The 23,081-nt window shown below is 64.5% G+C and carries 25 protein-coding genes; 9 read left to right on the top strand and 16 right to left on the bottom strand.

The features are described 5' to 3' along the window. On the bottom strand, positions 1 to 827 hold an 827-nt coding region (locus tag QZZ02_RS07065; protein ID WP_291843299.1), incomplete at its 3' end, for a TonB-dependent receptor plug domain-containing protein. A 115-nt stretch (positions 828 to 942) separates the two neighbouring features. Here QZZ02_RS07065 and QZZ02_RS07060 point away from each other — a divergent pair. After that, positions 943 to 1,374 carry a transcriptional repressor gene (locus QZZ02_RS07060; RefSeq protein WP_291843298.1) on the top strand — a complete coding sequence of 144 codons (432 nt, stop codon included), beginning with the start codon at positions 943 to 945 and terminating at the stop codon, positions 1,372 to 1,374. Positions 1,375 to 1,387: 13 nt separating this feature from the next. Beyond that, positions 1,388 to 2,311 (top strand): thioesterase family protein, encoded by a 924-nt coding sequence (locus QZZ02_RS07055; RefSeq protein WP_291843297.1) that lies wholly within the window; start codon positions 1,388 to 1,390, stop codon positions 2,309 to 2,311. Positions 2,312 to 2,485: 174 nt separating this feature from the next. Here the strand turns inward: QZZ02_RS07055 and QZZ02_RS07050 are convergent, their stop codons facing one another. Beyond that, positions 2,486 to 3,133 (bottom strand): zinc-ribbon domain-containing protein, encoded by a 648-nt coding sequence (locus QZZ02_RS07050; protein WP_291843296.1) that lies wholly within the window; start codon positions 3,131 to 3,133, stop codon positions 2,486 to 2,488. A gap of 396 nt (positions 3,134 to 3,529) precedes the next feature. On the opposite strand from QZZ02_RS07050, the gene QZZ02_RS07045 reads away from it, so the two are divergent. From QZZ02_RS07045 to QZZ02_RS07035, 3 genes are all read left to right on the top strand, one after another. Next, complete coding sequence (locus QZZ02_RS07045) at positions 3,530 to 5,311, top strand: ABC transporter ATP-binding protein (RefSeq protein ID WP_291843295.1); 1,782 nt, start codon at positions 3,530 to 3,532, stop codon at positions 5,309 to 5,311. A gap of 101 nt (positions 5,312 to 5,412) precedes the next feature. Beyond that, positions 5,413 to 6,249: a thioredoxin family protein gene (locus QZZ02_RS07040; RefSeq protein ID WP_291843293.1), complete on the top strand. Its 837-nt coding sequence runs from the start codon at positions 5,413 to 5,415 to the stop codon at positions 6,247 to 6,249. Between the two features lie 15 nt (positions 6,250 to 6,264). Beyond that, positions 6,265 to 7,086, top strand: coding sequence for a PhzF family phenazine biosynthesis protein (locus tag QZZ02_RS07035; protein WP_291843292.1), 822 nt, complete (start codon positions 6,265 to 6,267; stop codon positions 7,084 to 7,086). A gap of 25 nt (positions 7,087 to 7,111) precedes the next feature. On the opposite strand, the gene QZZ02_RS07030 is transcribed toward QZZ02_RS07035, so the two are convergent. Beyond that, complete coding sequence (locus tag QZZ02_RS07030; protein ID WP_291843291.1) at positions 7,112 to 7,585, bottom strand: hypothetical protein; 474 nt, start codon at positions 7,583 to 7,585, stop codon at positions 7,112 to 7,114. A 207-nt stretch (positions 7,586 to 7,792) separates the two neighbouring features. Here QZZ02_RS07030 and QZZ02_RS07025 point away from each other — a divergent pair, with 207 nt between their 5' ends. Then, the gene (locus tag QZZ02_RS07025) at positions 7,793 to 9,133 is read left to right on the top strand and encodes a trypsin-like serine protease (protein WP_291843290.1); all 1,341 of its coding nucleotides are present in this window, start codon (positions 7,793 to 7,795) and stop codon (positions 9,131 to 9,133) included. Positions 9,134 to 9,227: 94 nt separating this feature from the next. Here QZZ02_RS07025 and QZZ02_RS07020 read toward each other — a convergent pair whose 3' ends face one another. Then, positions 9,228 to 10,502: an alpha/beta hydrolase-fold protein gene (locus QZZ02_RS07020; protein WP_291843289.1), complete on the bottom strand. Its 1,275-nt coding sequence runs from the start codon at positions 10,500 to 10,502 to the stop codon at positions 9,228 to 9,230. Positions 10,503 to 10,574: 72 nt separating this feature from the next. Here QZZ02_RS07020 and QZZ02_RS07015 point away from each other — a divergent pair, with 72 nt between their 5' ends. Next, a complete protein-coding gene (locus tag QZZ02_RS07015; protein WP_291843288.1) occupies positions 10,575 to 11,255 on the top strand; it encodes a lysoplasmalogenase in 681 nt (226 codons plus the stop codon). Positions 11,256 to 11,266: 11 nt separating this feature from the next. Here QZZ02_RS07015 and QZZ02_RS07010 read toward each other — a convergent pair whose 3' ends face one another. The 6 genes from QZZ02_RS07010 to QZZ02_RS06985 form a co-directional block, all read right to left on the bottom strand. Beyond that, entirely contained in the window at positions 11,267 to 12,310 is a 1,044-nt protein-coding gene (locus QZZ02_RS07010) for a DUF481 domain-containing protein (RefSeq protein WP_291843287.1), read from the bottom strand. A gap of 87 nt (positions 12,311 to 12,397) precedes the next feature. Then, entirely contained in the window at positions 12,398 to 13,285 is an 888-nt protein-coding gene (gene rpoH / locus QZZ02_RS07005; protein WP_291843286.1) for an RNA polymerase sigma factor RpoH, read from the bottom strand. A gap of 181 nt (positions 13,286 to 13,466) precedes the next feature. Next, positions 13,467 to 13,856 carry a DUF6768 family protein gene (locus tag QZZ02_RS07000; RefSeq protein WP_291843284.1) on the bottom strand — a complete coding sequence of 130 codons (390 nt, stop codon included), beginning with the start codon at positions 13,854 to 13,856 and terminating at the stop codon, positions 13,467 to 13,469. 12 nt (positions 13,857 to 13,868) lie between these two features. Beyond that, positions 13,869 to 14,444: a sigma-70 family RNA polymerase sigma factor gene (locus tag QZZ02_RS06995; protein ID WP_291843283.1), complete on the bottom strand. Its 576-nt coding sequence runs from the start codon at positions 14,442 to 14,444 to the stop codon at positions 13,869 to 13,871. A gap of 168 nt (positions 14,445 to 14,612) precedes the next feature. Further along, a complete protein-coding gene (locus QZZ02_RS06990) occupies positions 14,613 to 15,014 on the bottom strand; it encodes a hypothetical protein (protein ID WP_291843282.1) in 402 nt (133 codons plus the stop codon). Positions 15,015 to 15,256: 242 nt separating this feature from the next. Continuing rightward, complete coding sequence (locus tag QZZ02_RS06985) at positions 15,257 to 16,330, bottom strand: DUF481 domain-containing protein (protein WP_291843281.1); 1,074 nt, start codon at positions 16,328 to 16,330, stop codon at positions 15,257 to 15,259. A gap of 203 nt (positions 16,331 to 16,533) precedes the next feature. Between QZZ02_RS06985 and QZZ02_RS06980 the strand changes: the two genes are divergently transcribed. Beyond that, complete coding sequence (locus QZZ02_RS06980; RefSeq protein ID WP_291843280.1) at positions 16,534 to 16,656, top strand: hypothetical protein; 123 nt, start codon at positions 16,534 to 16,536, stop codon at positions 16,654 to 16,656. Positions 16,657 to 16,740: 84 nt separating this feature from the next. On the opposite strand, the gene QZZ02_RS06975 is transcribed toward QZZ02_RS06980, so the two are convergent. From QZZ02_RS06975 to QZZ02_RS06965, 3 genes are all read right to left on the bottom strand, one after another. Further along, on the bottom strand, positions 16,741 to 17,184 hold the full coding sequence (locus QZZ02_RS06975; RefSeq protein ID WP_291843278.1) for a hypothetical protein: 444 nt from the start codon (positions 17,182 to 17,184) through the stop codon (positions 16,741 to 16,743). Between the two features lie 51 nt (positions 17,185 to 17,235). Next, positions 17,236 to 17,712 (bottom strand): hypothetical protein, encoded by a 477-nt coding sequence (locus tag QZZ02_RS06970; RefSeq protein ID WP_291843277.1) that lies wholly within the window; start codon positions 17,710 to 17,712, stop codon positions 17,236 to 17,238. Between the two features lie 77 nt (positions 17,713 to 17,789). Further along, positions 17,790 to 18,278 carry a hypothetical protein gene (locus tag QZZ02_RS06965; protein WP_291843276.1) on the bottom strand — a complete coding sequence of 163 codons (489 nt, stop codon included), beginning with the start codon at positions 18,276 to 18,278 and terminating at the stop codon, positions 17,790 to 17,792. A gap of 226 nt (positions 18,279 to 18,504) precedes the next feature. Between QZZ02_RS06965 and QZZ02_RS06960 the strand changes: the two genes are divergently transcribed. Further along, positions 18,505 to 18,828 (top strand): hypothetical protein, encoded by a 324-nt coding sequence (locus QZZ02_RS06960; RefSeq protein ID WP_291843274.1) that lies wholly within the window; start codon positions 18,505 to 18,507, stop codon positions 18,826 to 18,828. Between the two features lie 24 nt (positions 18,829 to 18,852). Here the strand turns inward: QZZ02_RS06960 and QZZ02_RS06955 are convergent, their stop codons facing one another. The 3 genes from QZZ02_RS06955 to QZZ02_RS06945 all read right to left on the bottom strand — a co-directional run. After that, complete coding sequence (locus tag QZZ02_RS06955) at positions 18,853 to 19,236, bottom strand: hypothetical protein (protein ID WP_291843273.1); 384 nt, start codon at positions 19,234 to 19,236, stop codon at positions 18,853 to 18,855. Positions 19,237 to 21,062: 1,826 nt separating this feature from the next. After that, on the bottom strand, positions 21,063 to 22,004 hold the full coding sequence (locus tag QZZ02_RS06950; protein ID WP_291843272.1) for a hypothetical protein: 942 nt from the start codon (positions 22,002 to 22,004) through the stop codon (positions 21,063 to 21,065). A gap of 302 nt (positions 22,005 to 22,306) precedes the next feature. Further along, positions 22,307 to 23,081: phosphomethylpyrimidine synthase ThiC (locus tag QZZ02_RS06945; RefSeq protein WP_291843271.1), on the bottom strand; the 775-nt coding region annotated here is incomplete at its 5' end.

Raw genomic sequence — 23,081 nt, 5'->3', positions numbered from 1 at the left:
CCAACCCAGGAGACGCCCGCCGAGGCCGAGGAGAAGTCGAGGCCGGAATTCTCGACCGTACCGTAGGGATGCTCGTCCTCGTGATCATGATCCTCGTCATGATCATCATGGTCTTCGTCCTCGTCGTCGTGATGCTCTTCCTCGGCCTCCTCGAAGAGGCGGAAGATATCGGACTCGGCATAGCCGGGAATGTCGTAGGGCTGGGCCGTCCGCATGAGCCCTTCCAGGTTGATCACGAACTCGCCGGCATTGAAGCGGACTCGGGCCGCCGCCGTCTCGCCTTCATCGACCGAGCTCACCGAGCCGTAGAAGCGGCCTTCCAGACCGTCCTCGGCACGGACCTCCGGAATGCGGCCGTCGATCACATTGATGACGCCGCCGATTGCGCCGCCGCCATAGGCGATCGCCGACGGTCCGCGCAGGATCTCGACGCTCTCAGCCTCGAGCGCTTCAGAAGCCACGGCGTGATCGGGTGAATTGGTCGAGGCGTCGATCAGGCCGACACCATTGACCAGGACGCGGACCCGGTCGGCGCCGAGACCGCGAATGACCGGACGGCTGGCGGCGGGGCCAAAATAGGAGGTCGAAACACCGGGTTCGTGGGCGATCGTATCAGCCAGCGAGCCTGAGAGATTATCCTCAAGATGGCGGCGATTGACGACTTCGACGGCGCCCGCAACCTCGTCTGCACCGACGCCCAGGACCGAGGAGGTCACGATGATGACGTCTTCGTCGCGGTCAGCTTCCTGTGCGAACGCAGGGCTGCCGAGGCCGGCGCCCGCGAGCAGGGCGAGACAGGCGGTGGTGGTGTTCAGGCGCGTCAACATGGCTTCCCCGATATGTAATAACAGAACAGACCGAGAGCGTGATATTATAACATCCCGGAAATCGCAATGCCAGAACGCTGGGAAATGCGGCGAAGCGTGATTAAATATCCGCAAGATGACCACTGATTCCCTGATCAAGGCGCTCGACGCCGCAGAAGCCCACTGCCTGGAACGCGGCGAGAAGCTGACCCCGGTCCGCAAGCGCGTGCTCGAACTCGTGCTGGAGGCCGACGGGCCGGTGAAGGCCTATGACCTGCTGGAGGCCCTCAAGCCGGGCCCCGGCTCGGCCAAGCCGCCGACCGTCTATCGCGCGCTCGATTTCCTGATGACCGCCGGACTGGTGCACAAGGTCGAGGCGCTCAACGCCTTTGTCGGCTGCAGTCATGCCCATGATGATGGCGGGGCCGAGCTCTACATCTGCTCGGACTGTGGCAATGTCGAGGAACGCCATGGCGCCCCCCTTCCCATGAATGCGCCTGCCGGCTTCGTGATCCAGCGTTCGGTTGTCGAGCATTTCGGCCAGTGCGCCAATTGCCGGACCGGCTGAGGAGCCCACCATCATGATCGAGCTTTGGCGGGGTTGTGTGAACGCCTGGGAGTGCGACGAACTCGGCCATTACAATGTCCGCTTCTACCTCGCTCGCGCCAGCGAAGCGCTGGCCAATCTGGCCGAGGCCGCCGGACTCAACCCGATCCAGCGCAGTGATGCGCTGGCGACCCTGATCCCGCAAACCCTGCACATCCGCTTCCTCGCCGAGGCCCGGCCCGGCGCCCCGCTCTATATCGAGGGTGGCTTTATCGGTCATGAGCGCACCTCGGCCGAGGTGATCCTGGTGATGCGCCATTCCGGCAGCGGCAAGCCGGCGGCGAGCTTCACGATCGGGGTCAGCCATGTCGCCCCGGCCAGCGCCCTGCCCTTTGCCTGGCCGACGCGCTTTTCCGCCGCTGCCGAACGCCTCGCCGTCAGCCTGCCCGAGCAGGCCCGCCCGCGCGGCCTGATCGCCCGCCCCGGCAGCCGGCCGGCCAGCATGGCCGCTGCCGAAGCGCTTGGCCTGCCGGTGATCGGACGCGGTCGTTTCGGGGCCGCCGAAATGGATGCCTTTGGCTGGCTGCGCGCCGAATTCCTGCTCGGACGTGTGTCCGACAGCGTCACCAATTTCGCCACCGCCTTCCCCGAGGAATGGGCGATGCATGCCGGCAATCCATCGGCCCGCATCGGCTCGGCCCTGCTGGAAGCCTTCATCCACGTCCATCGCTGGCCGCGCGCCGGTGACGGCTATGCCATCCGCTCCGGCCTCAAGTCCGCCGGCCCGAAGGTCCGCAATATCGTCCACTGGGTGCTCGAACCGGCAACCGGCAAACCCTGGTGGACCATGGAGGGCGTCGCCGCCCCGATGGATCTCGACCAGCGCAGGCTGGCCGAGATTGATCCGGAAACCCAGGCGCAGGTGGCCGCGGCGGTGGTACCGGGGATCGAGGCCTAGGGGTTTTTCCTCTCCTCATCGTGGGGAGGTGGCTTGCCCGAAGGGCAAGACGGAGGGGGTCGGCAAAGCCGAAGACGTCCCCGGCGCTGATGCGCCGCCCCATCGACCCGTTGCTGCGCATCGGCCCACTTCCCCATGACATTGGGAAGAAAGACGACCCGTGACGCGCCAGCCTTACGCGATCGCGGCCGGCTTCAGCTTGGCACCGCGTTCCTCGGTTTCTGCGACAATGCCGCGGACATGGGCAGAGGACATGCCGACGGCCTCGCCGCATTCGCGGATCATGGCGAGTTCGCTCGCCGACGGCTTGCCCTTGGCCAGCGCGACCTCGACCAGATTCATCACCATGAGTTCGCGGCCGCGGTCATTGAGGTCGCCGGACGCCGGTTTGACGATCTCGGCAATGGTCTGCTTCCTGACCTTGGCATCCATGATCGCAGCATCGACCTGGTCCAGCGTCACTCCGCCGCGCGGCGAGCTTTTCATCAGCTCGACGATCGCCTGGCGCTGGGTTGAGGTCGCCGGGCTGCCTTCAATGGCGATACGGGCACACGACGCCATGCAGGCATTATCGAAGGCTGCCAGGAAACGCTCCTCGGCCTTGTGGTCGAACTGCAGGACTTCCGGCACGAAGGTCCCCTTGCAGGCGCGACACTCCACATAGGGCGGGTGCTCGTCCATCGGAATGATCGGAATCCAGTACAAATGCCCCCAATTCTTGGCGCGGCGCTCGCGATAGGCGGTCACCGACTGGCATTGCGGACACATGAATTCCCCCTCGGAGAGGGTCTTGCGGGTCGTGGTCGTGCCAAAGATTATCATGTCATCCCCCGATTGACCGGCGGAGACTAGGACCGGATTCGCACCAGCGCCAGAAATTTGAAGGAAGCGCGGTCGGGCCGGCATTCCGGCCACAACCTGTGCCCCCAGCGCCACACATCTCGCCTCATACGCGAAACCCGGCGGTCGGCAGCTTGCCCTTCGCGTCATGCCGGGCTACCCACCGCCTCCCGGATCAATCGGCACAAGTGAGCAGATCCATGCGAACCATCATCTAGGCAAAGCAGGTAGCCGGCGCGCTGCCTGACCCTGAGACCGCTTCGACCGCAACCCGGTTGCCGCCCTCGGGACTTCACTGCGCCTGACGCCTGTCTTTCAGATGATGATCACCATGAGGACGGACCCCGCAGCGCTGCTGCTCCCGGGTCCGCTGCTGAGATGTCCGATATTCAAGACCAAGACGAAACACCCCGCGCCCGCGATCTTTCCAATCTGGAAGTGCTGGCCTATCTGGCACGCCAATGGGGGCGCCGCCCGGCCCTTCTGAGCGGCATGATCGTGTTCATGGTGCTGGCGACGATTGCCGAGCTGATGATCCCGCTCGCCGCCGGCGGGCTGATCGACGCCCTCGCCGCCGGTCCCGAAGAGGGCGCGCCCTGGCCGGCCTTCCTGACCTATCTGGGTGCGGCTCTGGTGTTTTACGCCCTGCGCCAGTCTGCCTCGCGCTGCGAAGTGCCCTTCTCCTCGGCCAACATGGCTGACCTGACGACGCACGCGTTTTCGCGGGTCCAGCGCTTCTCGCTGGACTGGCATGCCAACACGTTCGCCGGATCTGTCGTGCGCAAGATCACGCGCGGCATGTGGGCCTATGACAATATCACCGTGAACATCTTCATGGGGATCGCGCCCTCGATCGGCGTCATGCTGGGCATTGCCGGCATGATGGCCCTGCGCTGGCCGCTGGTCGGCAGCGTGGTCTTCGTCGTGATGGCCTGTTTCGTAACCTCCTCCCTGCTGCTCAGCCGGTATTATATCCGGCCGCAGAACCGGCGCTCGAACGCGCTCGACAGCGAGATCGGCGGGGCGCTGGCCGACGCCATTGGCGGCGTTGCGACGGTGAAAAGCTTTGGCGCGGAAGCGCGCGAGGATGCCCGCTTCCACGAGCTCGCCTGGCGCTGGCGCACCGAGACCAAGAAGACCTGGGGCCGTTTCGTCAACTCCTGGCTGGTCAATATCGTCACAGACCTGGCGATGCAGGCTGCCCTGGTCGGCCTGCTGGTCTGGCAATGGTCGCGCGGTGTGGCCTCGGCCGGCGATGTCGTGGCGGCGCTGACCGCCTACATGATCGTGTCCGGCTATATGCGCCGCTTCGGCGAACAGGTGCAGCAGATCCAGCGCGGCATGGACGAGATCCAGGATCTCGCCATCTTCGACCTGCAGGAGAGCGAGGTCGGTGACCGCGCCGATGCGCCGGACTTCCAGCGCCGCCGCGGGGCGATCCGTTTCGACGCGGTCGGCTTCACCTATGCCGGCCAGACGCGGCCGCTTTACACCGACTTCTCGCTCGACATTGCGCCGGGCGAAACGGTGGCCCTGGTCGGCCCGACCGGGTCGGGCAAGTCGACCTTCGTCAAGCTGGTGCAGCGCCTTTATGACGTGGGCGAAGGCGCGGTGCGCATTGACGGGCAGGATGTACGGTCGGTGACCCAGGACAGCCTGCGCCGCAATGTGGCGCTGGTGCCGCAGGATCCGGCCCTTTTCCATCGTTCGATTGCCGCCAATATCGCCTATGGCGCACCGGATGCGACACCGGAGGCTATCGTTGCGGCGGCCAGGGCAGCGCATGCCGATGCCTTCATCCAGCGCCTGCCGAAGGGCTATGACACGCTGGTCGGCGAACGCGGCGTGAAGCTGTCCGGCGGCGAGCGCCAGCGGGTTGCCATCGCCCGGGCCATCCTCACCGATGCCCCCATTCTCATCCTCGACGAGGCCACCTCCAGCCTCGACAACGAGACCGAGCGCGATGTGCAGGCGGCGATGGAGGCGGTGATGGAAGGTCGCACGACCATCCTGATCGCGCACCGCCTGTCGACCATCCGCAATGCCGACCGCATCCTGGTCTTCGAGAAGGGCCGGATTGTCGAACAGGGTACGCATGACGAGCTGGCGGCCAACGATGACGGTCTCTATGCCCGTCTGGCAGCCCTGGCGGCGGGCTAGGATCACGATCGCGCGAAGAACAGGCGGGCGCAGCGCGTCCGCCTGTTCCGCTACGCCCGATCATGCTTGACTGAGCGTCCCACAAATCGAGGACATCCGACATGCGTTTCGCCGCGATCCTTGGCTGCCTGCTGCTCTTCATCACGCCCGCCGCAAGGGCCGACGACGATCATCCGCGTCCCTTCGACGAGAATTTCCAGGCCATGGATGTGGTCGATGCCGCACTGGCCGAAGCGCAAGCGGCGAACAAGCGCCTACTGCTCGTCCTCGGTGCAAACTGGTGCCATGACAGCCGCGGCCTGGCGCATCATTTCGAGGATGCCGAGCTCGCCGCCACGCTGGATGCGCATTACGTCACCCGCTTCATTGATGTCGGCTGGCGCGACCGGAACCAGGACATCATGCGTCGCTTCGGCGTCGCCGCGATCTATGCCACGCCCACCGTCCTCGTGATCGACCCGGCAGACGAGACCCTGCTCAATCGCGCGGAACGCAATCAATGGGGCTCGGCCTATTCCACCCCGATCGAGGAGGCCCGCGCCTGGTTTGCCCGCTGGGCGTCGGCTGAACCGGCAAGCGGCGGTCTGGTCGAGAGCTCGCTGGTCTATCAGGCGATGATGATCGAGATCGATATTTTCGAGGAGGAGGAAGGCGACCGCCTCGCAGCGGCCTATCGTGACACCGGGGCCTGGCGCTCTGCCGACCTTTCGGAACGGCCGGAAAACTACACCGCCCTCGACCGCGAAGTCGAACAATGGCGCCGCGACCTTCCGCGCAATGTCGCGCAATTGCGCCAGGAAGCCCGCGCCATGGTCATCGGGGCGCTGAGCGAACGCGCCGGCGGCGAGGCCTTCACTGCCGATACCGTCGCGGCGCTCGACGCCGATGATCCCGACCTCGCCCTTCGCTTTCGCCCGCATGTCAGTGAAACCTGGTAAGCCACAGGACCGACCATGACCCGCAACTTCCCCTATTACGAGGTTCACAGCTTTGCCGTTCCCGGCCAGCCGCACAGCGGCAATCCGGCCGGCGTCGTGCTGATGGATGAATTCCTGTCCGACAGCGAATTGCTGGGCATCGCCAATTCCAACAACCTGTCCGAGACAGCCTTCCTGGTCCCGCGCGGGACGGATTGCTGGCATCTGCGCTGGTTCACGCCGGCCATCGAGGTCGATCTGTGCGGCCATGCGACCTTCGCTGCTGGCGCAATTGTGCTGGACGAAGGGCTGGTGAACGGGCGCTCTGCCAGTTTCGACACCCGCTCGGGCCGGCTTGCCGTGAGCCGCGACAACAAGGGTGACGGCTTTGCCATGGACATGCCGGCGATCGGCTATGAAACGACAGCCCGGGCGGCCGCCCTGGAGGCCGCGCTCGGCCTGGACACATCGCCGGAGGCGGTTTTCAGCGTCACGCGCATCCATGGCGCGCGTTACCAGATGTGGGTGATGGCCGATGAGGCTGCCGTGCGCCTGGCCGAGCCGGACCATGGCCGGCTGCGGGCGCTGGACACCAATATCATCCTGACCGCGCCCGGCGACCGGTGTGATTTCGTCTCGCGCTTCTTTGCCCCGGCCTCCGGGGTCGACGAGGACCCGGTGACCGGCTCCGCGCATTGCACGCTGGCGCCCTATTGGAGCGAGCGCCTGGACAAGATGCGCCTGTCGGCCCGTCAGATCGGCCCCCGCCCCGGCGCGCTCGATGTCGCGCCCAAGGGCGAACGCGTGACCCTGTATGGTCACGCTCCGCGCTATCTGGAAGGCCGGATCTCGGTCTGACCGTCAGGGCAGGACTGCACCGCGATCAATGGCGCCAGCCAGGGCCATGCGGATGATCGCGGCGGCCGGGATGGCTGTCGAACCGACCGGGGCCGAAACGGCGGCCACGGAAATCACGCGGATAGTGGATGGCCACATCGACCCACTGGGTCTGACCCCGGAAATTGCGCACATAGTATCCACCATTGCGAGCAACATAGACGACGCCCGGGCTGGCTGGCCGGGGTGCGAAATTGATGTAGCGACGATCGCGCTCATAGCGATCCGGCTCGTAGGACCAGGCGCGCGGCGGGCAGTCAATGACACTCTGGTCGCGAATATCCTCGCGGCGATCGAACCGGCTGTCGATCCGGCGGGCGTCGATGCGGTCTTCGCGCAGATCGGGACAGGCGGCAGCATTGAGGTGCCAGGTGCCGGCGCTGGCGGCACCGGTGGCGGCCACCGATCCGAACAGGGCGAGCAGGGCGATGCCGACACGGGTCTTGGCAGGTGTGTTCATGGCGGTCTCCTTCAGGGTTCCGGCAGGGGCGGCCGGAGATGTGATGGCACCAATTAGCCAGATCGCGCCTGACCGGTGCTTGAAGGTGCCGTTCAGCTTCCAGTCATCGCCATGAATGTCAGGTGAGGATTGTCGCGCGGGCGATGGGGCACTTGGAAAGCCACCGCGTCTGGCGGATAAGGACGGGACTGGCCGGGGGAGACCATCATGCGCTTCAGGATTTGGACCATCGCCGCCATGCTGGCGGTTTCGTCACCCGTTCTTGCGCAGGACATCCCGGCGGACGAACCCGCCCTGGCCGGCGCCCCGGATGCCGGCGATACGGATACCGGCGATACGGGCGCGGAGCGCCTGTCGAGCCGGGAGATCGGTCGCTGGCTGCGCCAGATCGATGTCAAACCGCCCAAACCCGGCGCCGGCACGACGCCTGCCTCGACGCGCTATACCGGCAATGACACCTGCCAGTGGGCCAATGATGGCGAGTGCGATGACCCGGGCATCGGCACCGGCGCCTGCCAGGTCGGCACGGACTATTCCGATTGCTGGCGCCTGGTTGCAGGCGTCGAGGACAATACCTGCCGCTGGGCCAATGACGGCGAGTGCGACGAGCCGAGCTTCGGCACCGGCGCCTGCACCCAGGCCACCGATCTCGCCGATTGCGGCGATATCATCCATCTGCGCTTCCGCAATGACAGTTGCGAGACCGCCTTTGACGGCGTGTGCAACGAGCCGGGCGTCGGCGATGGCGCCTGCGCCGAACGCACCGACCGCGCCGACTGTTTCGGCCGCGAACGTCCCTTGACCATCAATGACCATTATTTCGGCCGCGATGACCGGGTCTTCCACGACACCACGACCTTCCCCTGGTCAGTCGTCGGCCAGGTCGATTTCGACACCGGCGGCGCCTGCACCGCGACCCTGATCGGCGACGATATCCTGATCACCGCCTCGCATTGCATCGACGATAATGGCCGGCCCAATTCACGCGGCACCTTCCACACCGCCTATGGCCGTCCCGGCGGCGCGCTGTCAGCCCGGGTCATCGACCACATGATCGATCCCGACTGGGATTCGCGGCGCTTTTCCTCCGGCGATGATCTGGACGGGACCGACTGGGCGCTCTTGCGCATCGACCGCCCGCTGGGCGCCGAACTCGGCCATGTCGGCGTGCGCGGCCTGGTCGAGACCGAAGGCCGCCGGGACGCGCTGCGCGCCGATCTCTACCAGGGCGGCTATAGCTGGGATACCGGCGCCCACCTGTCCGGCAATATCGGTTGCCACATGGTCGAGATCTTCAACGACAACACCATGGCCCACAATTGCGACACCACGCGCGGCGACAGCGGCTCGCCCTTCATGGTGCGCGAGGGTGACGAGTATTTCGTGGTCGCGACCGACAGTAATTTCCGCTCCAATCCGAACGGTCCGATGATCTATATCGCCGCCCGCTCGGAACGCTGGATCCCCTATCTCGAAGACTTCGCGTCAGGCCGCCGCAGCTCCACCGCCGCCTCGCGCCCGGCCACCGGCGTCAAGCCGCCGAAATAGCGGCGTGATCGGGGACAGGTAGAATTAACGCGGCGCATCTGTTGCCATCACCCAATCCGGAGCCGCGCGTTAATCCTACCTGTCCCCTTTTTGCTCAGGGTTCGCCGAGCAGCGCCACCAGCCCGTCGGCCAGCGCGTTGCGCCAGCCGGCGATGTCATGGCCGCCGGGATAGACGGCCAGTTCGGCCGGATAGCCCCGGGCGGTGAGCGCCTCGACCATGGCGAGATTGGCGTCCAGCATGACATGGCCCTGATTGGTCGACGTCGCGACCGTTTCCAGGCGCCCGGCAGCGAGGTGGAAGCGTGGCGCTTCGCCGGGCGCGTCACCGAGCTGCCTTGCGGCCCATTCCGGCGTTTCGCCGGGCGGTGCCCAGTAAAAAGAGCCCGACAGCGAGATCACCCCGCCGATCCGGTCGGGCCGGGCCAGTGCGGTGAGGCTGGCCGACAGGCCGCGGCGCGAGGCACCGGCCAGCAGGGTTGTCCGGCGCTGCGGCGACAGGCCGGCCTCGCGGGCCAGCGCCGGCAGGAGTTCCTCCGCCACGAAGACCGCCTGATCGGCATAGGCGTGATCGGCACTCGCCGCATCGAGCTGGTCGACCAGGACGAGGTGTGTGGGTGGTATCGTCCCGCGCTCGGCCAGGCGGGCGAGGAGATCGCTGGCCGGCGCCCGCTCGCCCCACAGAAAGGCGTCGTAGAGAATGAGCAGCGGGGCATCATCGGGGGCGCCAGGCGCACGATAGATCTGGGTCCCGACCCGGCGCCCGAGCGCATCACTGTCGATCTCCAGCCGGCGGGCCTCGATCACTGCATCGAAAGCGAGCGGGCGGTGGATAGCGGTCGGCGGCGCCCGGTCGAGACGCAGCAGGCTTTCGCCATCGGCCCCGCCGAGCCGGGCCGGATTGGCCGGGTCGGACCAACGCCGCACACCGGACCCGTCCTCGACCAGGAAGGAATAGACCGCCTCGATATCGCGCGGCAGGGACAGGGTCAGCGTCCAGATATCGGCGCCGTCGATGCGCTGGAGCGGCAGGGTGAAGTCAGCGACGTAATCGGTCACCGGCTGGCGGGCCTGGTCGGCGTTGACGACACTGTCGAGCCGGACGCCGCGCGTGTCCGGATCGCCGCGCCAGGCGAAGGTGACCAGGGCGCGGTCCGGGTCGTCAGGATCCGGCGCGCGGCGGGGCAGGCTGGGCTGCGACAGCGTGCGCCAGGCTTCGTCGCGGGCATGTGGCCGCTCGTCCAGCATTGTCTCGATTCCCGCCACCAAGGGCGAGGCCTGAAGCCGGTCGCCCTGGGCCTGCGCGCACGGAAGCATCGTGACCTGGACGAGCTGGGCCAGCAGCCAGAATCTGCATCCCGTCCGCCTCATGCTCCTGCCCTGCCCCCTTTGCGCGTCAATTGAGCCAGTCTAGCGTGGGCCGGTATTGCAGGGGGAGAGCCTATGACATTGGGCAAAGACTTCGGGTTCACAAACGCCTGGCCGGAGGATCGCACCTCCCGGCTTGTCCTCATCGCGTCGGCCGTGTTTGGCCTGGCCTACCTGTTCAATGATTTCGGCCTCGCAGCCCCATTCCCCGCCAATGTGGCGATCAAGGCGGCGGGCATTGTCCTGCTGGCCGTTTACGCCCTGCGTCAAAAACACCTCGTGCTGGCCGTCGGCCTCGCGCTCGGGGCCATCGGCGACATCTTCCTGGCGCTTGACGAGAGCATGCTCCCGCTGGGCATCGCCGCCTTCGGGCTCGGCCATCTGGTCTATATCTGGCTGTTCGCGCGCTGGCGCATGACCGCCGGTCCGCGCGGCGGGATAAGCCGCATCGCCGCCCTGGCCGTCGCCCTGGCCGGGCTGGCCATGATGAACTGGCTGCAGCCGCATTTCGGGGACCTGCAGGTTCCGGCGACCGTCTATAACGGCATCATCCTGGTCATGGCCGTACTGGCCATTTTGGGGCGTGCCCCGATGCTGGCCCTGATCGGCGCGCTCCTCTTCGTGATCTCCGACAGCGTCCTCGCCGTCCGCCTGTTTGCCGGCGAGCTCGACTGGGCCGGCCCGGTGGTCTGGGTCTGCTACTATCTCGGCCAGGCCGGTATCGCGCTGGGACTGGCGGGTTCTGACCGCCCCTGACCGTCTGGGGCTCAGAAATCGCGAACAATCGAGACGTTGAGATGACTGTCGGTCGCTTCGCTGCCCGGCTGCGGCTCGAACTCGTGCTTGATGCGATAGGCGAGCTGCATGCCCCAATCCCCGGCGATCGCCGTGGTCACCGCGAAGCGCTGGTCGGCGCGTGAGGCCGGGCCGGCCAGCATGGTGGTCTCGGCGGCAAAATCCGTGGTGTCGCTCAGCGCGACATTGAGGATGGAGCCCATCTCGAAAATCCAGTCGGTCTCGGCCTCGCCATTGTCGGGCTGGCGATAGCGCATGCCCGGTCCGGCGCGCAGGTCCCAGGCCAGGCGGTCACCGTCGAAGGGCTGGTGCAGGGCGCCGGCCGTGGCAAAGGCGGCGTGCTGATAGCCGGACAGGCGATCCTGCTCGTAAGTGCCTCCGACATAATAGCCCCACGCGTCGATGAGATTGCGCTCGCCGCGCAATTCGACCAGCCAGTTGTCACGGGTGACGGCGCCGGCGCTTTCGGTGAAATGGTATTCGATCTTGCTGTCGAGCCCCCAGCCGCCATCCAGTTCGCGGTCGAGTTCGACGGCGAAATTATAGTCGGTCTGCTCGGTATTGCCGGTATCGATGGTGACCCCGAAACGCGAACGACCGGACCATTCGGCCGGCTCGATCCAGATCATCGCTTCGGCCAGTTTCCGGACCGGTGCCCAGCCTTCGCCGGCGGAGTCGTCGGCGGCCATGTCGGCGACGGCCGCGATCATGACGGGGGCATCGCCCGAACCGGTCGACATATTCACCGCGTCCGCAGTCGCACCAGCCTCAGACTCACGCCAGTCGACCAGCAGGCCTTCCCGTCGCGGCGCGATGTCGAGGACGGCGGCCAGCACTTCGGCCTCCCCCCCCTCCGTCACACCCGCGATCAATTCGACCGTCTTTCGGAAATCCGGATCGCTCTGTGTCTCGTCGGCGGCCCGGATCAGCAACCGGTACTCATCAGACAGGTCGGCCAGGGCGAACGAAAAATGGTCGCTCGCCACCGCCACAAGCAGGGCAATCAGATAACGCATGGACAGTCCTTCTCCTGCGCGATGTCCTGTCAGGGACATTCGCGCAAGTCCAGTCATGCCGCATTGAGGGTTTCGGTAATCTTGACGCTAGTTGAGAAGGCCGCGATCGGACGCCATGGCCTTCATCGCCTTTTGCAGCTTCTCGAAGGCGCGCACCTCGATCTGGCGGATACGTTCACGGCTGACGCCATAATGATCGGCCAGTTCTTCCAGGGTCTTGGGTTCGTCCGAAAGACGACGCTCCTGGAGAATATGCTGTTCGCGCTCATTGAGCTCACCCATCGCCGATTGCAGCAATTGCATTCGGGTGTCGAACTCGTCGCTCTCGGCCAGCTCGTCTTCCTGGCTTTCAGCCGTGTCGTCGGACAACCAGTCCTGCCACTGGCCTTCGCCCTCGGTGCCGCGCAGCGGCGCGTTCAGCGAAGCATCCGGGCCGGACAGGCGACCATTCATCGAGGTCACCTCATCCGTGGTCACGCCGAGCTTGGTGGCAATCGCCTGCACCTGGTCGGGCTTGAGATCACCCTCGTCGAGCGCCTGCATCTGGCTTTTCATGCGGCGCAGGTTGAAGAAAAGCTTCTTCTGGGCCGCCGTGGTACCCATTTTCACCAGCGACCAGGAGCGCAGGATATATTCCTGGATCGAGGCGCGGATCCACCACATGGCATAGGTGGCCAGGCGGAAGCCCTTGTCCGGGTCGAATTTCTTGACCGCCTGCATCAGGCCGACATTGCCCTCGGAGATCACTTCGGCGATCGGCAGGCCATAGCCGCGATAGCCCATGGCAATCTTGGCCACCAGGCGAAGGTGGGAGGTGACGAGCTTTTCGGCCGCGCCGCTGTCCTCGTGTTCACGCCAGCGCTTGCCCAGCATGAACTCCTCGTCCTTTTCCAGCATCGGAAAACGACGGATCTCCGAGAGGTAGCTCGACAGCCCTTGCTCGGGCGAGAGCGTCATTGAAACTGCATTGGCCATGACACGTATCCTATCCCATCGAGACGTCTTCAGACATGCGACATTTGCACGTCCCCAACGCCTCGTCCGGGACCTATTTGGGGAGCCGACTTACCGAATGTAACCCCCTCACATCCCTGTGATGCGCATGAGTGCCATTCGTGAATGGTTGAGGGGGTCAGTCGGGCATTGCGGCAATGCGCTACACACTCTCCCGAGCCCGGCCACGGGCCAATTGGAGTTCGACGCGCTTGAGTTCGCGCAGGACGCGGTTGTTCTGCAGCTGCACGCCCATGCCGTTTTTCATCAGGATGCCGACATTGAGGGCGATGATGCAGATCACGCCCCAGCGCAGGGCCGCGATCACATCGCTGGTCTGGAACATCATCCAGCCGGCCCAGATGGCGATGCCCGCGCCAATGATATTGGTCAGATACATGACCCACATCACCCAGGCGAGCTTGCCGCGGAACAGGCCCATGGCCTGGCTGAAATATCCCGGCTCCTCGCCCAGTTCGGCGAGCATGTCGCGGTCGTCCTCGTCGAGGGCTTCCAGGATGAGACGGTCGAGGTCTTCGGTCTTGGTGGTCATCGCGATCTCCTTTCACGAATGATCGGTATCCGGCGTGGCCGGATTCAAGGCCGCGGCGAGCTTGCGCCGGGCATGCATGAGGCGGGTCTTGACGGTGCCCGCCGGTGTTTCGGTGATGACGGCGATCTCGGCGACCGAGAGCCCGTCCTGGTGATAGAGCGCCAGCGCGATGCGCTGATCGTCCGGCAGATCGGTCATGGCCAGTCGGATGGCCTGGCCGTCGGCGCCGCGTTCGGCCTCGCCCTCGCCGTCGACCGCGGCCCCGGCCATCTCGGCGCGCAGCCCGTCGGCGGTCCGCCGGCTCGATTGCCGGCCGCGGATCTCGGCCGCGCATTTGCGGGCCACGATCCGATAGGCCCAGGCCGGGAAGGCTGCCGGTTCCCGCAAACGGTTGAGGCCGCGCAGGATGTCGACCCAGGCCTCCTGCAGCACATCGCGCGCCGCCTCGGCCTCACCGGTCAGGCGAGCCGCATGGCGCAGCAGATCGCCCTGCCAGAGACGGCACAGTCGGTCGAGCGCCACCCGGTCACCGGCATGGGCCGAAATGATCAGATATTCCGACAGGACGCGTTTCGGATCGCGCGGCATTTGACCTCCCGGTCAGCCGCAGGAATTGCGGCCTTCAGGATCAAGGTGCGCATGGCGTCGCGAAGGGTTCAATCGCGCGGACGCAAAAACGCACAGGCAAAGTGCCTCGGGGCATGACGGTGCGGCGAGCAGACATCATGGCAATGGCGCGTGCTGCAAGGCGTTTGCCTAGCCCGGTTTCGGAGCGTCCTTGTGGAATTGCAGATAGCCGCGTTCGACCATGCGTCGCATGGCTTCATAGGCTTCCGACAATTCCTCATAGGCGGTGCGCAGCAATTGCAGGCGGCTGACTTCCTCGGGCGAGAGCGGCGAGCGCGAGCGGGCCGCCGACATGGCCGCATCGACCCAGGCCGAGCGCGCCTTGGAGGCGGACAGGGCGAGGTTCTGGAAGTCCTCGATACCGACATGATGAATGGTCTTGGCGATCACCGCCTGGTTGGCCGCGAACACCGTGTAATCGATCTGCTCGAGATGGCCGCGCCGCTTGCGCTGTTCGGCCGGGTCCTCAACCAGGTCAGGCTCGAAATGATCGGAAACCCGGCGATAGCTGGACGTTGAAATCTTGCCCATGACGACACCTCCTCAAAGGGTATCAAGGCGTGATCATCCCATATCAGCTCTTAACGGGCGGTTTCAGTCCGGCGCGGCTCTCCCCGACCTGGAATTCCCGAACCAGGGCGACATCCAGCCGGGTATCGGTCGCCTCGCTGCCCGGCCGGCTCTCGAACTCGTGACGGGCAGGCAGACCTGTCTGTCGCGGCGAGCGCGCTGCCTTGCGGTCTGTTCGCGCTGCGGTCGAGACAGTCCGGACTTCAGTCGAAAGCGTACAGCAGCGACACGTCGAGGCGGATATCGGTCGGGTCGAAGCCGGGGCGGTCCTCGAATTCGTGCTCGATGCGCAGGCCGGTCTGCACCGCCCAGCCGCCGAACAGGCGATTGGTCAGGGTGAAACGCTGGTCGATGCGAGAGCCGCCACCGGCAAAGGCCGTGGTCTCCGATCCGAAGCTGGCCGTCTCGGATATCTGGTAATGAAAGCTTGAACCCGCCTCGGCGACCCAGTCGGTCAGGGTTTCGCCGGTCAGGCCATCCTCACGATAGCGCTGGCCGACACCGGCCCGCAGCACCCAGTTGGCCCTGGAATTTTCCACCGCATGCCAGATACCGCCGCCGGTCAGAAAGGCGGAGCGCCCGTAGATGCCGATCAGGTCGCGCTCATAGGAACCGCCGGCATAATAGCCGATGCCGCTGTCGAGCTCGCGCGTGGTGCGCAATTCCACGAGCCAATTGTCCCGCGTGGTCCGGGTCGCGCTTTCGGAGAGGAAATATTCGAACTGGCTGTCGATACGCCAGCCATCCTCCAGCTCGCGATCAAGTTCGAAGGCAAAGGTGAAATCGGTGAGCTCTGAATTGCCGCGCTCAAGCTGGATGCCCGCACGGACATGGCCGGCCCAGCTGTCATCGGCCAGGGCGCGGATCGAGCCGGCCAGCCAGCTGCCGGAACCGTCCGGCGCTTCGGTCAGGTCGATCGGGGCGCCGCCAAGGCTGCGGTGCGCGTCGTGCGCGGCCGGAGCCGGTGCGGCGGCAGCCGCAGGTGCTGGATCGGTTGCTGGATCGGGTGTTGGCGCGGGCAGCGGCCAGTCGGCCAGCGCACCGGAACGATGCGGCAAATGCTCGTTGACATAGGCATGTACTGCGCCGCGACCGCCATCCACGAGGACGGAGATCATGTCGGCCGTCTCGAAAAAACGGGCATCATCATCCTGGCGGTCCGCAGCCTCGTTGAGCAGGTCCTGATAGGCCTGGGGCAGCTCGGCGAATGCCGGAGCCGACACCGTCGCCGCGACGACGAAAACACTGGTGAGCATGGCGGGGATCGGATTGCGCATGGATAATTTTCTGCCGGCAGCGACCGCAGACCGGCCTGTGAACAATGCCTGCCTAGCCGATCAAGCTTAAAAATTCGTGGGTTGCGGATTGCGCGCGCATACCGGCACGGCATGCTGCCATCCCCGTATCCCGCCATCGCGGCGCAGCGTAGGATAAGACGCGCGCATCCGCCGGATGCGGCCCCCGTGCGAAGGAGCACACCATGGCCAAAGGCCAGAAACGTTCCAACAAGGAAACCAAGAAGCCCAAGGCCGAGAAGAAGGCCCCTGCCCCCGCCATTGCCCCGGGCACCGTGAACGGCGTACTCGACCGCCGCCGCAAATAGGCCTGTCGCGCCGCGCCCGCGAGGGCGCGGTGAGAGGCCGGGCCCGCGTCAGCCCGATGGCCCAAGTCAACCCGACAAAATGCGTCAGTCCGGCAGAAGCGGCCCGTAGCCGATGCCCTGCGGATCATACCAGCACGTCTCTTCCGCGCCGGCATAGCTATTGTCCCAGCGTTCACAGGTCACGCTGTCCGGCCCCGCGCCCGCATTGGGCAGGAAGTAGAGCGTGCCGCTGATCGTCACCGAGCCATCATCGGCCTGGCTCCACGTCCCGAGGGTGCCGAACTGCAGATTGCCGGTCGGCGGCTCCGGTGTCGACGCGCCGACATCGGTGATGGTCACCGGCCCCGAGGTGTCACCGACACCGAAGCTGATGGTGAGGCTGGACGCGGTCTCGCTGCCGTAATGGACCCGATAGGCCTGGCCTGATGGCGAGGGGAAGGCCTCATCCGCCAACGCGGCAGCGGCGGAGGCAAGGGCCGCGCCGGACAAAAGTCCGAGCGCGAGACTGTGGAATATCCGTGTTTTCATGGATGTCGTCCTTGCAGACCATCAGCCCGGGGGCATGAGCGGCGTATGGCGCTATTGCGTCCGCGTCACGGACAGGACATGCGGATTGGTAATCCAGCACAGGCTGGACGGATCGGCACTGGCGCCAACCTCGATCTGGGGCCAGTGATCACAATTCACCCCCGTCTCGCCCTCGGCGAGCAATTGCAGGTCCGGCGGAGGCGGCATGCCATCCCCTTCATTGTAACCGTAATCGCTCGGATCGCCCGAGATGGACACGCCATCGCCATACTGGTCCCAGTCGCCACTCCCGCCGGGCTGGTCAGCCTGGCCAATGCCGCTATCGGTGTAGGTGTCGATCAAGCCGCCCTCCTCGAAGGAGAATTTGATCGCACCGCCATAGGTCGGCGAGACGTTCGCAAAGGTGAGCTCATAGACCTGGCCGGCCGGCCCGATTGTCGCGTCATCGGCAAGGGCCGGCGCGGCAGAGCCGCCAGCCAGACCCAGACCGATCGCCAGGCAAAACGCTGCGTTGAACCCTGTCATCATGAAAATCTCCTGAAACCGTCTGTGTTTCGCCAACAGCTTTGGCGGCGCAAGATTAGGATCCGGTCAGCCTGCCGAGCCTAGTAGCCGTAATGCCCGGCCGGTGCCGTCATCGGCTTGCCGCCGCTGAGCGCATCGCCGGCGTCCAGACCGCCCTTGTCGTCCAGGCCGGCGTCGCCCTGCGTCGGTGCCGGCATGGGAAGCGGCAGGGCCGGCGGCGGGGTCTGCCAGGTCTGGCTGGCCTGTTGCACCGGTCCCGCCTGCGGACCCTGCCGCGCGGGTCGGGGCAATTGCGCGGCCTGGTCGAGCGGGGTCGGCCCGCCGGCCAGGGCCGGCTCGTCCTTGTCACCGCTTCTGGCCGCGACAGGCCCGGATGTGCGGCGCGAGTCCGAGCGCAGATCATTGACGGCGGGCAGATCAAGCTGGCCGGTCAGCTCGGCCAGCAGGCGCGATCCGAGATCGGCGCCGGCGCCCTGGGCGCTGTCCTGGGCCATTGCCGCGGCCGGTATCATCATCACCAGTCCGGCGACCAGTCCGGCCGCCCATACACGCTGTTGAAACGGCTTCATCACAGCCCCCGTTTTCAATCCCGTCAGAAAACCCCGTGTAGATGAAACACTTTAAAAGGCCGGAAGCGTTTTCCGGACAATTTTAGCCATCAGCCGATCCGGGCCGGACCGGCAGCGTGTTCCCGCCGCGGATTTTCCAGGTGCAAAACCGCCGCGACTGGCGTAAATCCCGCGCGCCGCGGGCCGGGGCGGGCGGCCGTCCTCGCGCGGTGGATCGATCACATCCATGTCGGATACGGCGTTTGACTGCGTCGCCTGCGGAGCCTGCTGTTTCAGCCGCCATCCGCGCTATCTCGCCGATGATCCGCGCCTCGCCGCGGGTAGACTGCGCTGGTACAGCCATGACCGCGGCGGTGATGCCGTCTACGACATCAGGGAGTCCGCCTATTGCGCCCAGCCGCCCGAGGGCGCCTGCACCCGGATCTACAATGTCGGCGTCATCACCCGCGAAGACACCGACGCCTACACCCTGGTGTTCGAGCATTGCTGGGATGATGCGGCGCCCGGCCTGGCGCGCTGCCGCCAGGCGATGATCGACGCGGGATTTTAGCGCCACCGCCGTGAGCAAGCCGCCTCACCGCAATCCGCCCGGCCCGCCCAGCAGCGGGCTCAACAGGAAGGCGTCGACCTGCTCCGGGCTCATCGCCTCGGGCGGCAGGCCGACGCCGATGGCTTCCAGCTGGTCGAGCAGGATATTGCCGCGGCGGGCCTCGGGCAGGGATTTCAGGATGGTGGTGGCGGTGCGGACGGCGCCGGCCATGTCGCCGCGATCAAACTGAGCCTTCAGACAGCGATGCATCATGCGCAGGGCCTCGTTTTCATAGACGGCCAGCACGGCGTCATAGTCCGGGTTGAAGTCCCGGGCGCCTGAAAGTGTGGCTGACAGTGTAGCTGGCAGGTTGGCGGGGGTCTGGCTCTGGGCCGGCTGGGAGGAAAGGGCGCGATTGCGGCGGGTCATGGCAGCTCCGTGTGATCAGGGCGGGCCGGCCAGCCCGGCCCCGCACAGGGGCCGGCGCTTCGCGCGGCGAACGCCGAAGGGATGAAAGGGAGGCAAGCGGGATGCCGGCGATGCCGGTAACCGGTATGGGTTTTTGCGTGACATCGTGACATCCCGCTCGCGGAGTTTTCCCGGGCTGTCTCCACCCCGTTTCCAATCCTCACACGTACTCGGGTCGGTCGTTTAGTGCCCTCGGACGTGAAGAGAGGAGGCCCTGCCAGCGCTCACGACCGTCACATCGATCGCCCGGACAGGCTCCGCACGCTCCCGGGCACAGTGACGTGGCCTGCGCCTCCCGTCCCGGGAACCGCTGGTGATTATGGGGGCGTTTGAAAGGGGGCGGACAAGTTGGGGGTTATTTTTGGGATAGACTTGGATTTTCAGGGGCTTGGTGGGAGGCGCCTGGGGGATAAGGGGGCGTTTTGGCGGATCCGGGGCCTCAGGTCTTTCTGCCCCCGCAAGGCGGGGGAAGTGGGCCGACGCAAGGCGTCGGGCCGAAAGGGGCCGAGCGGAGCGAGGGGGATCAGCGACGCGACACCGGGATTCCCCCCTCACCCGGCCTCCGGCCACCCTCTCCCCGCGGGAGAGGGAAAGTGGCGCACTTCGTTCTGCAGCCGGGCAAAGTGAAGGGTGCGAGCCCCCGTCCCCGTCATCCTGAAGCCTCCCTCTTCTCCCCCACCGGGGAGACGGTGCCCGAAGGGCGGATGAGGGGCGCGCGGCAACAGCCGCGCCAGACATAAGCTTTGCTGGCCGCTCCGCGGCCGCCCCTCACCTTGATCCTCTCCCCGGTCGAGCGGCATGGACCTTTGGTCCGTGTCCCGCTTGAAAACCGTCCACTGCAGGGTGCGGGAAACTCCACAAACATCACCGTCATCCCACGGTCGCGGCATCGCCGCGATCCGGAAGATGACAGAGGAGAAAGAAGACGTATCCGATCAAAAAGCGAGGCCCGCCTTCTCCCCACCGGGGAGAAGGTGCCCGAAGGGCGGATGAGGGGCGCGCGGCACCAGCCGCGCCAGACTGACTCCTTGCTGGCCGCTCCGCGGCCGCCCCTCACCTTGAATCCTCTCCCCGGTCGGGGAGAGGCGGTGTGCCTGGCGCAGAGGAAGGCATGAAACCCTTGCCGGCAAGGGGCCGTATTGAAGTCCCTCGGTCAAGGGTGACAACCGCAAAGCGGCGGCTCCGCCGCCCCTGACCGCGGGACTTCAATACGGCGGGCTCGAGGTGTGGGGTTTATGGGGGATGGAGGACTGCAAATAGGTGCGTGTCCCCGCATTTTTGTTTGAAGAGGTCCTTCCCCTTGATGGGGAAGGTGGCCCGAAGGGCCGGAAGGGGTGAGACGCGTCAGCGTTCCGGCACCAACCTCCCCTCACCCACTCCGTCTGGAAAAGAAGCCTCAAAGGTCCTTCCCCTTGATGGGGAAGGTGGGCCGAGGCGCAGCCTCGGGTCGGATCGGGTGAAACGCGCAGCGTTCCGACACCAGCCTCCCCTCACCCACTCCGTCTGGCCGCTACGCGTCCAGCCACCTCGCCCATCAAGGGCGAGGACCTCACGCGCCTGGGCGCAGACCGGGCCATAAACCCCTTGCCAGCGAACGGGCCTCAGGGGATGAGCGGGGTCAAGGGTGAAACCGCGAAACGGCGGCTCCGCCGCCCTTGACCCCGCTCATCCCCTGAGGTGGAGACTCGGCATGGGGTTTGGGTGGGGAAGCTTGGGGCGCAGAAAATTGGTGGGTGTCCCTGTTTTCCCCTGTTCATTCGAACCCTCCCCCACTCAGCCGCAAGTCCTTATTTCTTGTCGGCACCGAAATAGAACGGTTCTGAGCCTCTCGCTCCAACTAATCGGTAAAATGTAAACATGTGTTGCGCATTACCCTTGCGATAAAAAGCAGCCAAAATAATTGTTAAATAAAGAAAAAACCCGCTCACCATGACTAATACATGAGCTCGCCTCAATCCTACGCGAAGCTCGAATTCATTTGGCACAATATACTCAGTAATTGAAGAAATATCGTCGACGCTTTCTTCGCAGGTCCGCAATATTGGGAGCAAATTCGACACGTCGCACAATTCAACATCGCCGTCCGATATAACAACACCGGAATAAATGCCACCATTATTGTACACAAAATCAGTATTGGTATCTAGATATGAAATATACATGATAATCGAGAAAAGTACAAACAGTGCAGGAGCAACCACTATTGCGAACGCTTTTCGAGGGCCCAGTTTTGATTTAAACACAAGATCAACATCTTTCAATCGAATGTTGTAATCTAAATTACTAGTTATAACTTCAGACATTTCTACGTTATTATTGATAGCCGACAAGTTGTGCTGACACACAACCGAAATGCCCAAATATTCTCCAGGCTTCAATATTTTCCATTTAATACTTAGAAGGTTGCCCACCACCTCAATATTTTCGCCCACACCCTTCGGCGCCTCATAAGTGTGCGATACTATTTTGGAGTCATCCGGCAACTTGATAGTCGCAGGATCAATGAAATTTTCCCAAACAATATCCTTGGAACCAGAATTAAAAATTTCAAATGAAATTACATATAGATCATTTTCAACTTCATTATCGCCATGGAATATTTTTAATCTTATTCCCTCTCCGAAATCTTTGCTCCGGATTGGGTACATTCCACGAATATTTGCTGAAAGCTTCGCTCTACGCCCCAATCGCGGCGCAATAAGAGTTGCGGCTAGCGTCAGCGCTGCCACTACGATTCCCCAAAACGCGAGATTTGTTAATATCGCCACAGCCGCTAGATTCCCCACACCAAGAATTCAATGTGTAGCCTTGACTATTCAATCTTTGTTTTCAAGTGCGAGCACAAACCCGTTACGGTCGTTGCCATTCCAACCCACAAAAATTAACCACCTCCGGCAGAATACCGTCACGGATCGACCAAATCTGTTCGCCGTTCTGGCTGATCGAGGGACATGCACCTCTGGTAAGCGCCCCATGAAAATCGGAGTCATCCCCGGGGACACACACTTCTGGCCCATGCTCCACTCTATCTTCAATCAATCGGCTCCCGCGTCTTCCCATCCTCACTCAAATAAATCTCGCTCCCCAACGCCTTGAACTCCTCGGCCTTGGCCTGCATGCCCTCTTCGGCCTCCACCGCATTCGGCGCCCGCGCAGAGCCAAACCGGTCCCGGATCTCCCGGGTAATCTCCATCGAGCAGAATTTCGGTCCGCACATGGAGCAGAAATGGGCGACCTTGTGGGCCTCTTTCGGGAGGGTCTTGTCGTGGAAATCTCTCGCGGTTTCCGGGTCGAGGGCGAGGTTGAACTGGTCTTCCCAGCGGAATTCGAACCGGGCCCGTGACAGGGCGTCGTCGCGGATCTTGGCGGCGGGGTGGCCCTTGGCGAGGTCACCCGCATGGGCGGCGATCTTATAGGTGATCACGCCGGTCTTGACGTCATCGCGGTCGGGCAGGCCGAGATGCTCCTTGGGCGTGACATAGCAGAGCATGGCACAGCCGAACCAGCCGATCATGGCGGCGCCGATGCCGCTGGTGATGTGGTCATAGCCGGGCGCGATATCGGTGGTGAGCGGGCCGAGCGTATAGAAGGGCGCCTCGTGGCAGCACTCCAGCTGCTTGTCCATGTTCTCCTTGATCTTGTGCATGGCGACATGGCCCGGCCCCTCGATCATCACCTGGCAGCCCTTCTCCCAGGCGATCTTGGTGAGCTCGCCCAGGGTTTCCAGCTCGGCAAACTGGGCGCGGTCATTGGCGTCGGCGATGGAGCCGGGGCGCAGGCCGTCGCCCAGGGAGAAGGAGACATCA

The organism is Maricaulis sp. (assembly GCF_015665295.1).
In the GTDB taxonomy this organism is placed as follows: domain Bacteria; phylum Pseudomonadota; class Alphaproteobacteria; order Caulobacterales; family Maricaulaceae; genus Maricaulis.
Note: the sequence above shows the minus strand (reverse complement) of the source record. Positions and strands in the feature narration are given on the sequence as shown.

Coding starts and splice junctions, on each gene's coding strand:
- QZZ02_RS07060 (WP_291843298.1), top strand. CDS start 943: ATGACCACTGATTCCCTGATCAAGGCGCTCGACGCCGCAGAAGCCCAC.
- QZZ02_RS07055 (WP_291843297.1), top strand. CDS start 1,388: ATGATCGAGCTTTGGCGGGGTTGTGTGAACGCCTGGGAGTGCGACGAA.
- QZZ02_RS07050 (WP_291843296.1), bottom strand. CDS start 3,133: ATGATAATCTTTGGCACGACCACGACCCGCAAGACCCTCTCCGAGGGG.
- QZZ02_RS07045 (WP_291843295.1), top strand. CDS start 3,530: ATGTCCGATATTCAAGACCAAGACGAAACACCCCGCGCCCGCGATCTT.
- QZZ02_RS07040 (WP_291843293.1), top strand. CDS start 5,413: ATGCGTTTCGCCGCGATCCTTGGCTGCCTGCTGCTCTTCATCACGCCC.
- QZZ02_RS07035 (WP_291843292.1), top strand. CDS start 6,265: ATGACCCGCAACTTCCCCTATTACGAGGTTCACAGCTTTGCCGTTCCC.
- QZZ02_RS07030 (WP_291843291.1), bottom strand. CDS start 7,585: ATGAACACACCTGCCAAGACCCGTGTCGGCATCGCCCTGCTCGCCCTG.
- QZZ02_RS07025 (WP_291843290.1), top strand. CDS start 7,793: ATGCGCTTCAGGATTTGGACCATCGCCGCCATGCTGGCGGTTTCGTCA.
- QZZ02_RS07020 (WP_291843289.1), bottom strand. CDS start 10,502: ATGAGGCGGACGGGATGCAGATTCTGGCTGCTGGCCCAGCTCGTCCAG.
- QZZ02_RS07015 (WP_291843288.1), top strand. CDS start 10,575: ATGACATTGGGCAAAGACTTCGGGTTCACAAACGCCTGGCCGGAGGAT.
- QZZ02_RS07010 (WP_291843287.1), bottom strand. CDS start 12,310: ATGCGTTATCTGATTGCCCTGCTTGTGGCGGTGGCGAGCGACCATTTT.
- rpoH (WP_291843286.1), bottom strand. CDS start 13,285: ATGGCCAATGCAGTTTCAATGACGCTCTCGCCCGAGCAAGGGCTGTCG.
- QZZ02_RS07000 (WP_291843284.1), bottom strand. CDS start 13,856: ATGACCACCAAGACCGAAGACCTCGACCGTCTCATCCTGGAAGCCCTC.
- QZZ02_RS06995 (WP_291843283.1), bottom strand. CDS start 14,444: ATGCCGCGCGATCCGAAACGCGTCCTGTCGGAATATCTGATCATTTCG.
- QZZ02_RS06990 (WP_291843282.1), bottom strand. CDS start 15,014: ATGGGCAAGATTTCAACGTCCAGCTATCGCCGGGTTTCCGATCATTTC.
- QZZ02_RS06985 (WP_291843281.1), bottom strand. CDS start 16,330: ATGCGCAATCCGATCCCCGCCATGCTCACCAGTGTTTTCGTCGTCGCG.
- QZZ02_RS06980 (WP_291843280.1), top strand. CDS start 16,534: ATGGCCAAAGGCCAGAAACGTTCCAACAAGGAAACCAAGAAGCCCAAG.
- QZZ02_RS06975 (WP_291843278.1), bottom strand. CDS start 17,184: ATGAAAACACGGATATTCCACAGTCTCGCGCTCGGACTTTTGTCCGGC.
- QZZ02_RS06970 (WP_291843277.1), bottom strand. CDS start 17,712: ATGATGACAGGGTTCAACGCAGCGTTTTGCCTGGCGATCGGTCTGGGT.
- QZZ02_RS06965 (WP_291843276.1), bottom strand. CDS start 18,278: ATGAAGCCGTTTCAACAGCGTGTATGGGCGGCCGGACTGGTCGCCGGA.
- QZZ02_RS06960 (WP_291843274.1), top strand. CDS start 18,505: ATGTCGGATACGGCGTTTGACTGCGTCGCCTGCGGAGCCTGCTGTTTC.
- QZZ02_RS06955 (WP_291843273.1), bottom strand. CDS start 19,236: ATGACCCGCCGCAATCGCGCCCTTTCCTCCCAGCCGGCCCAGAGCCAG.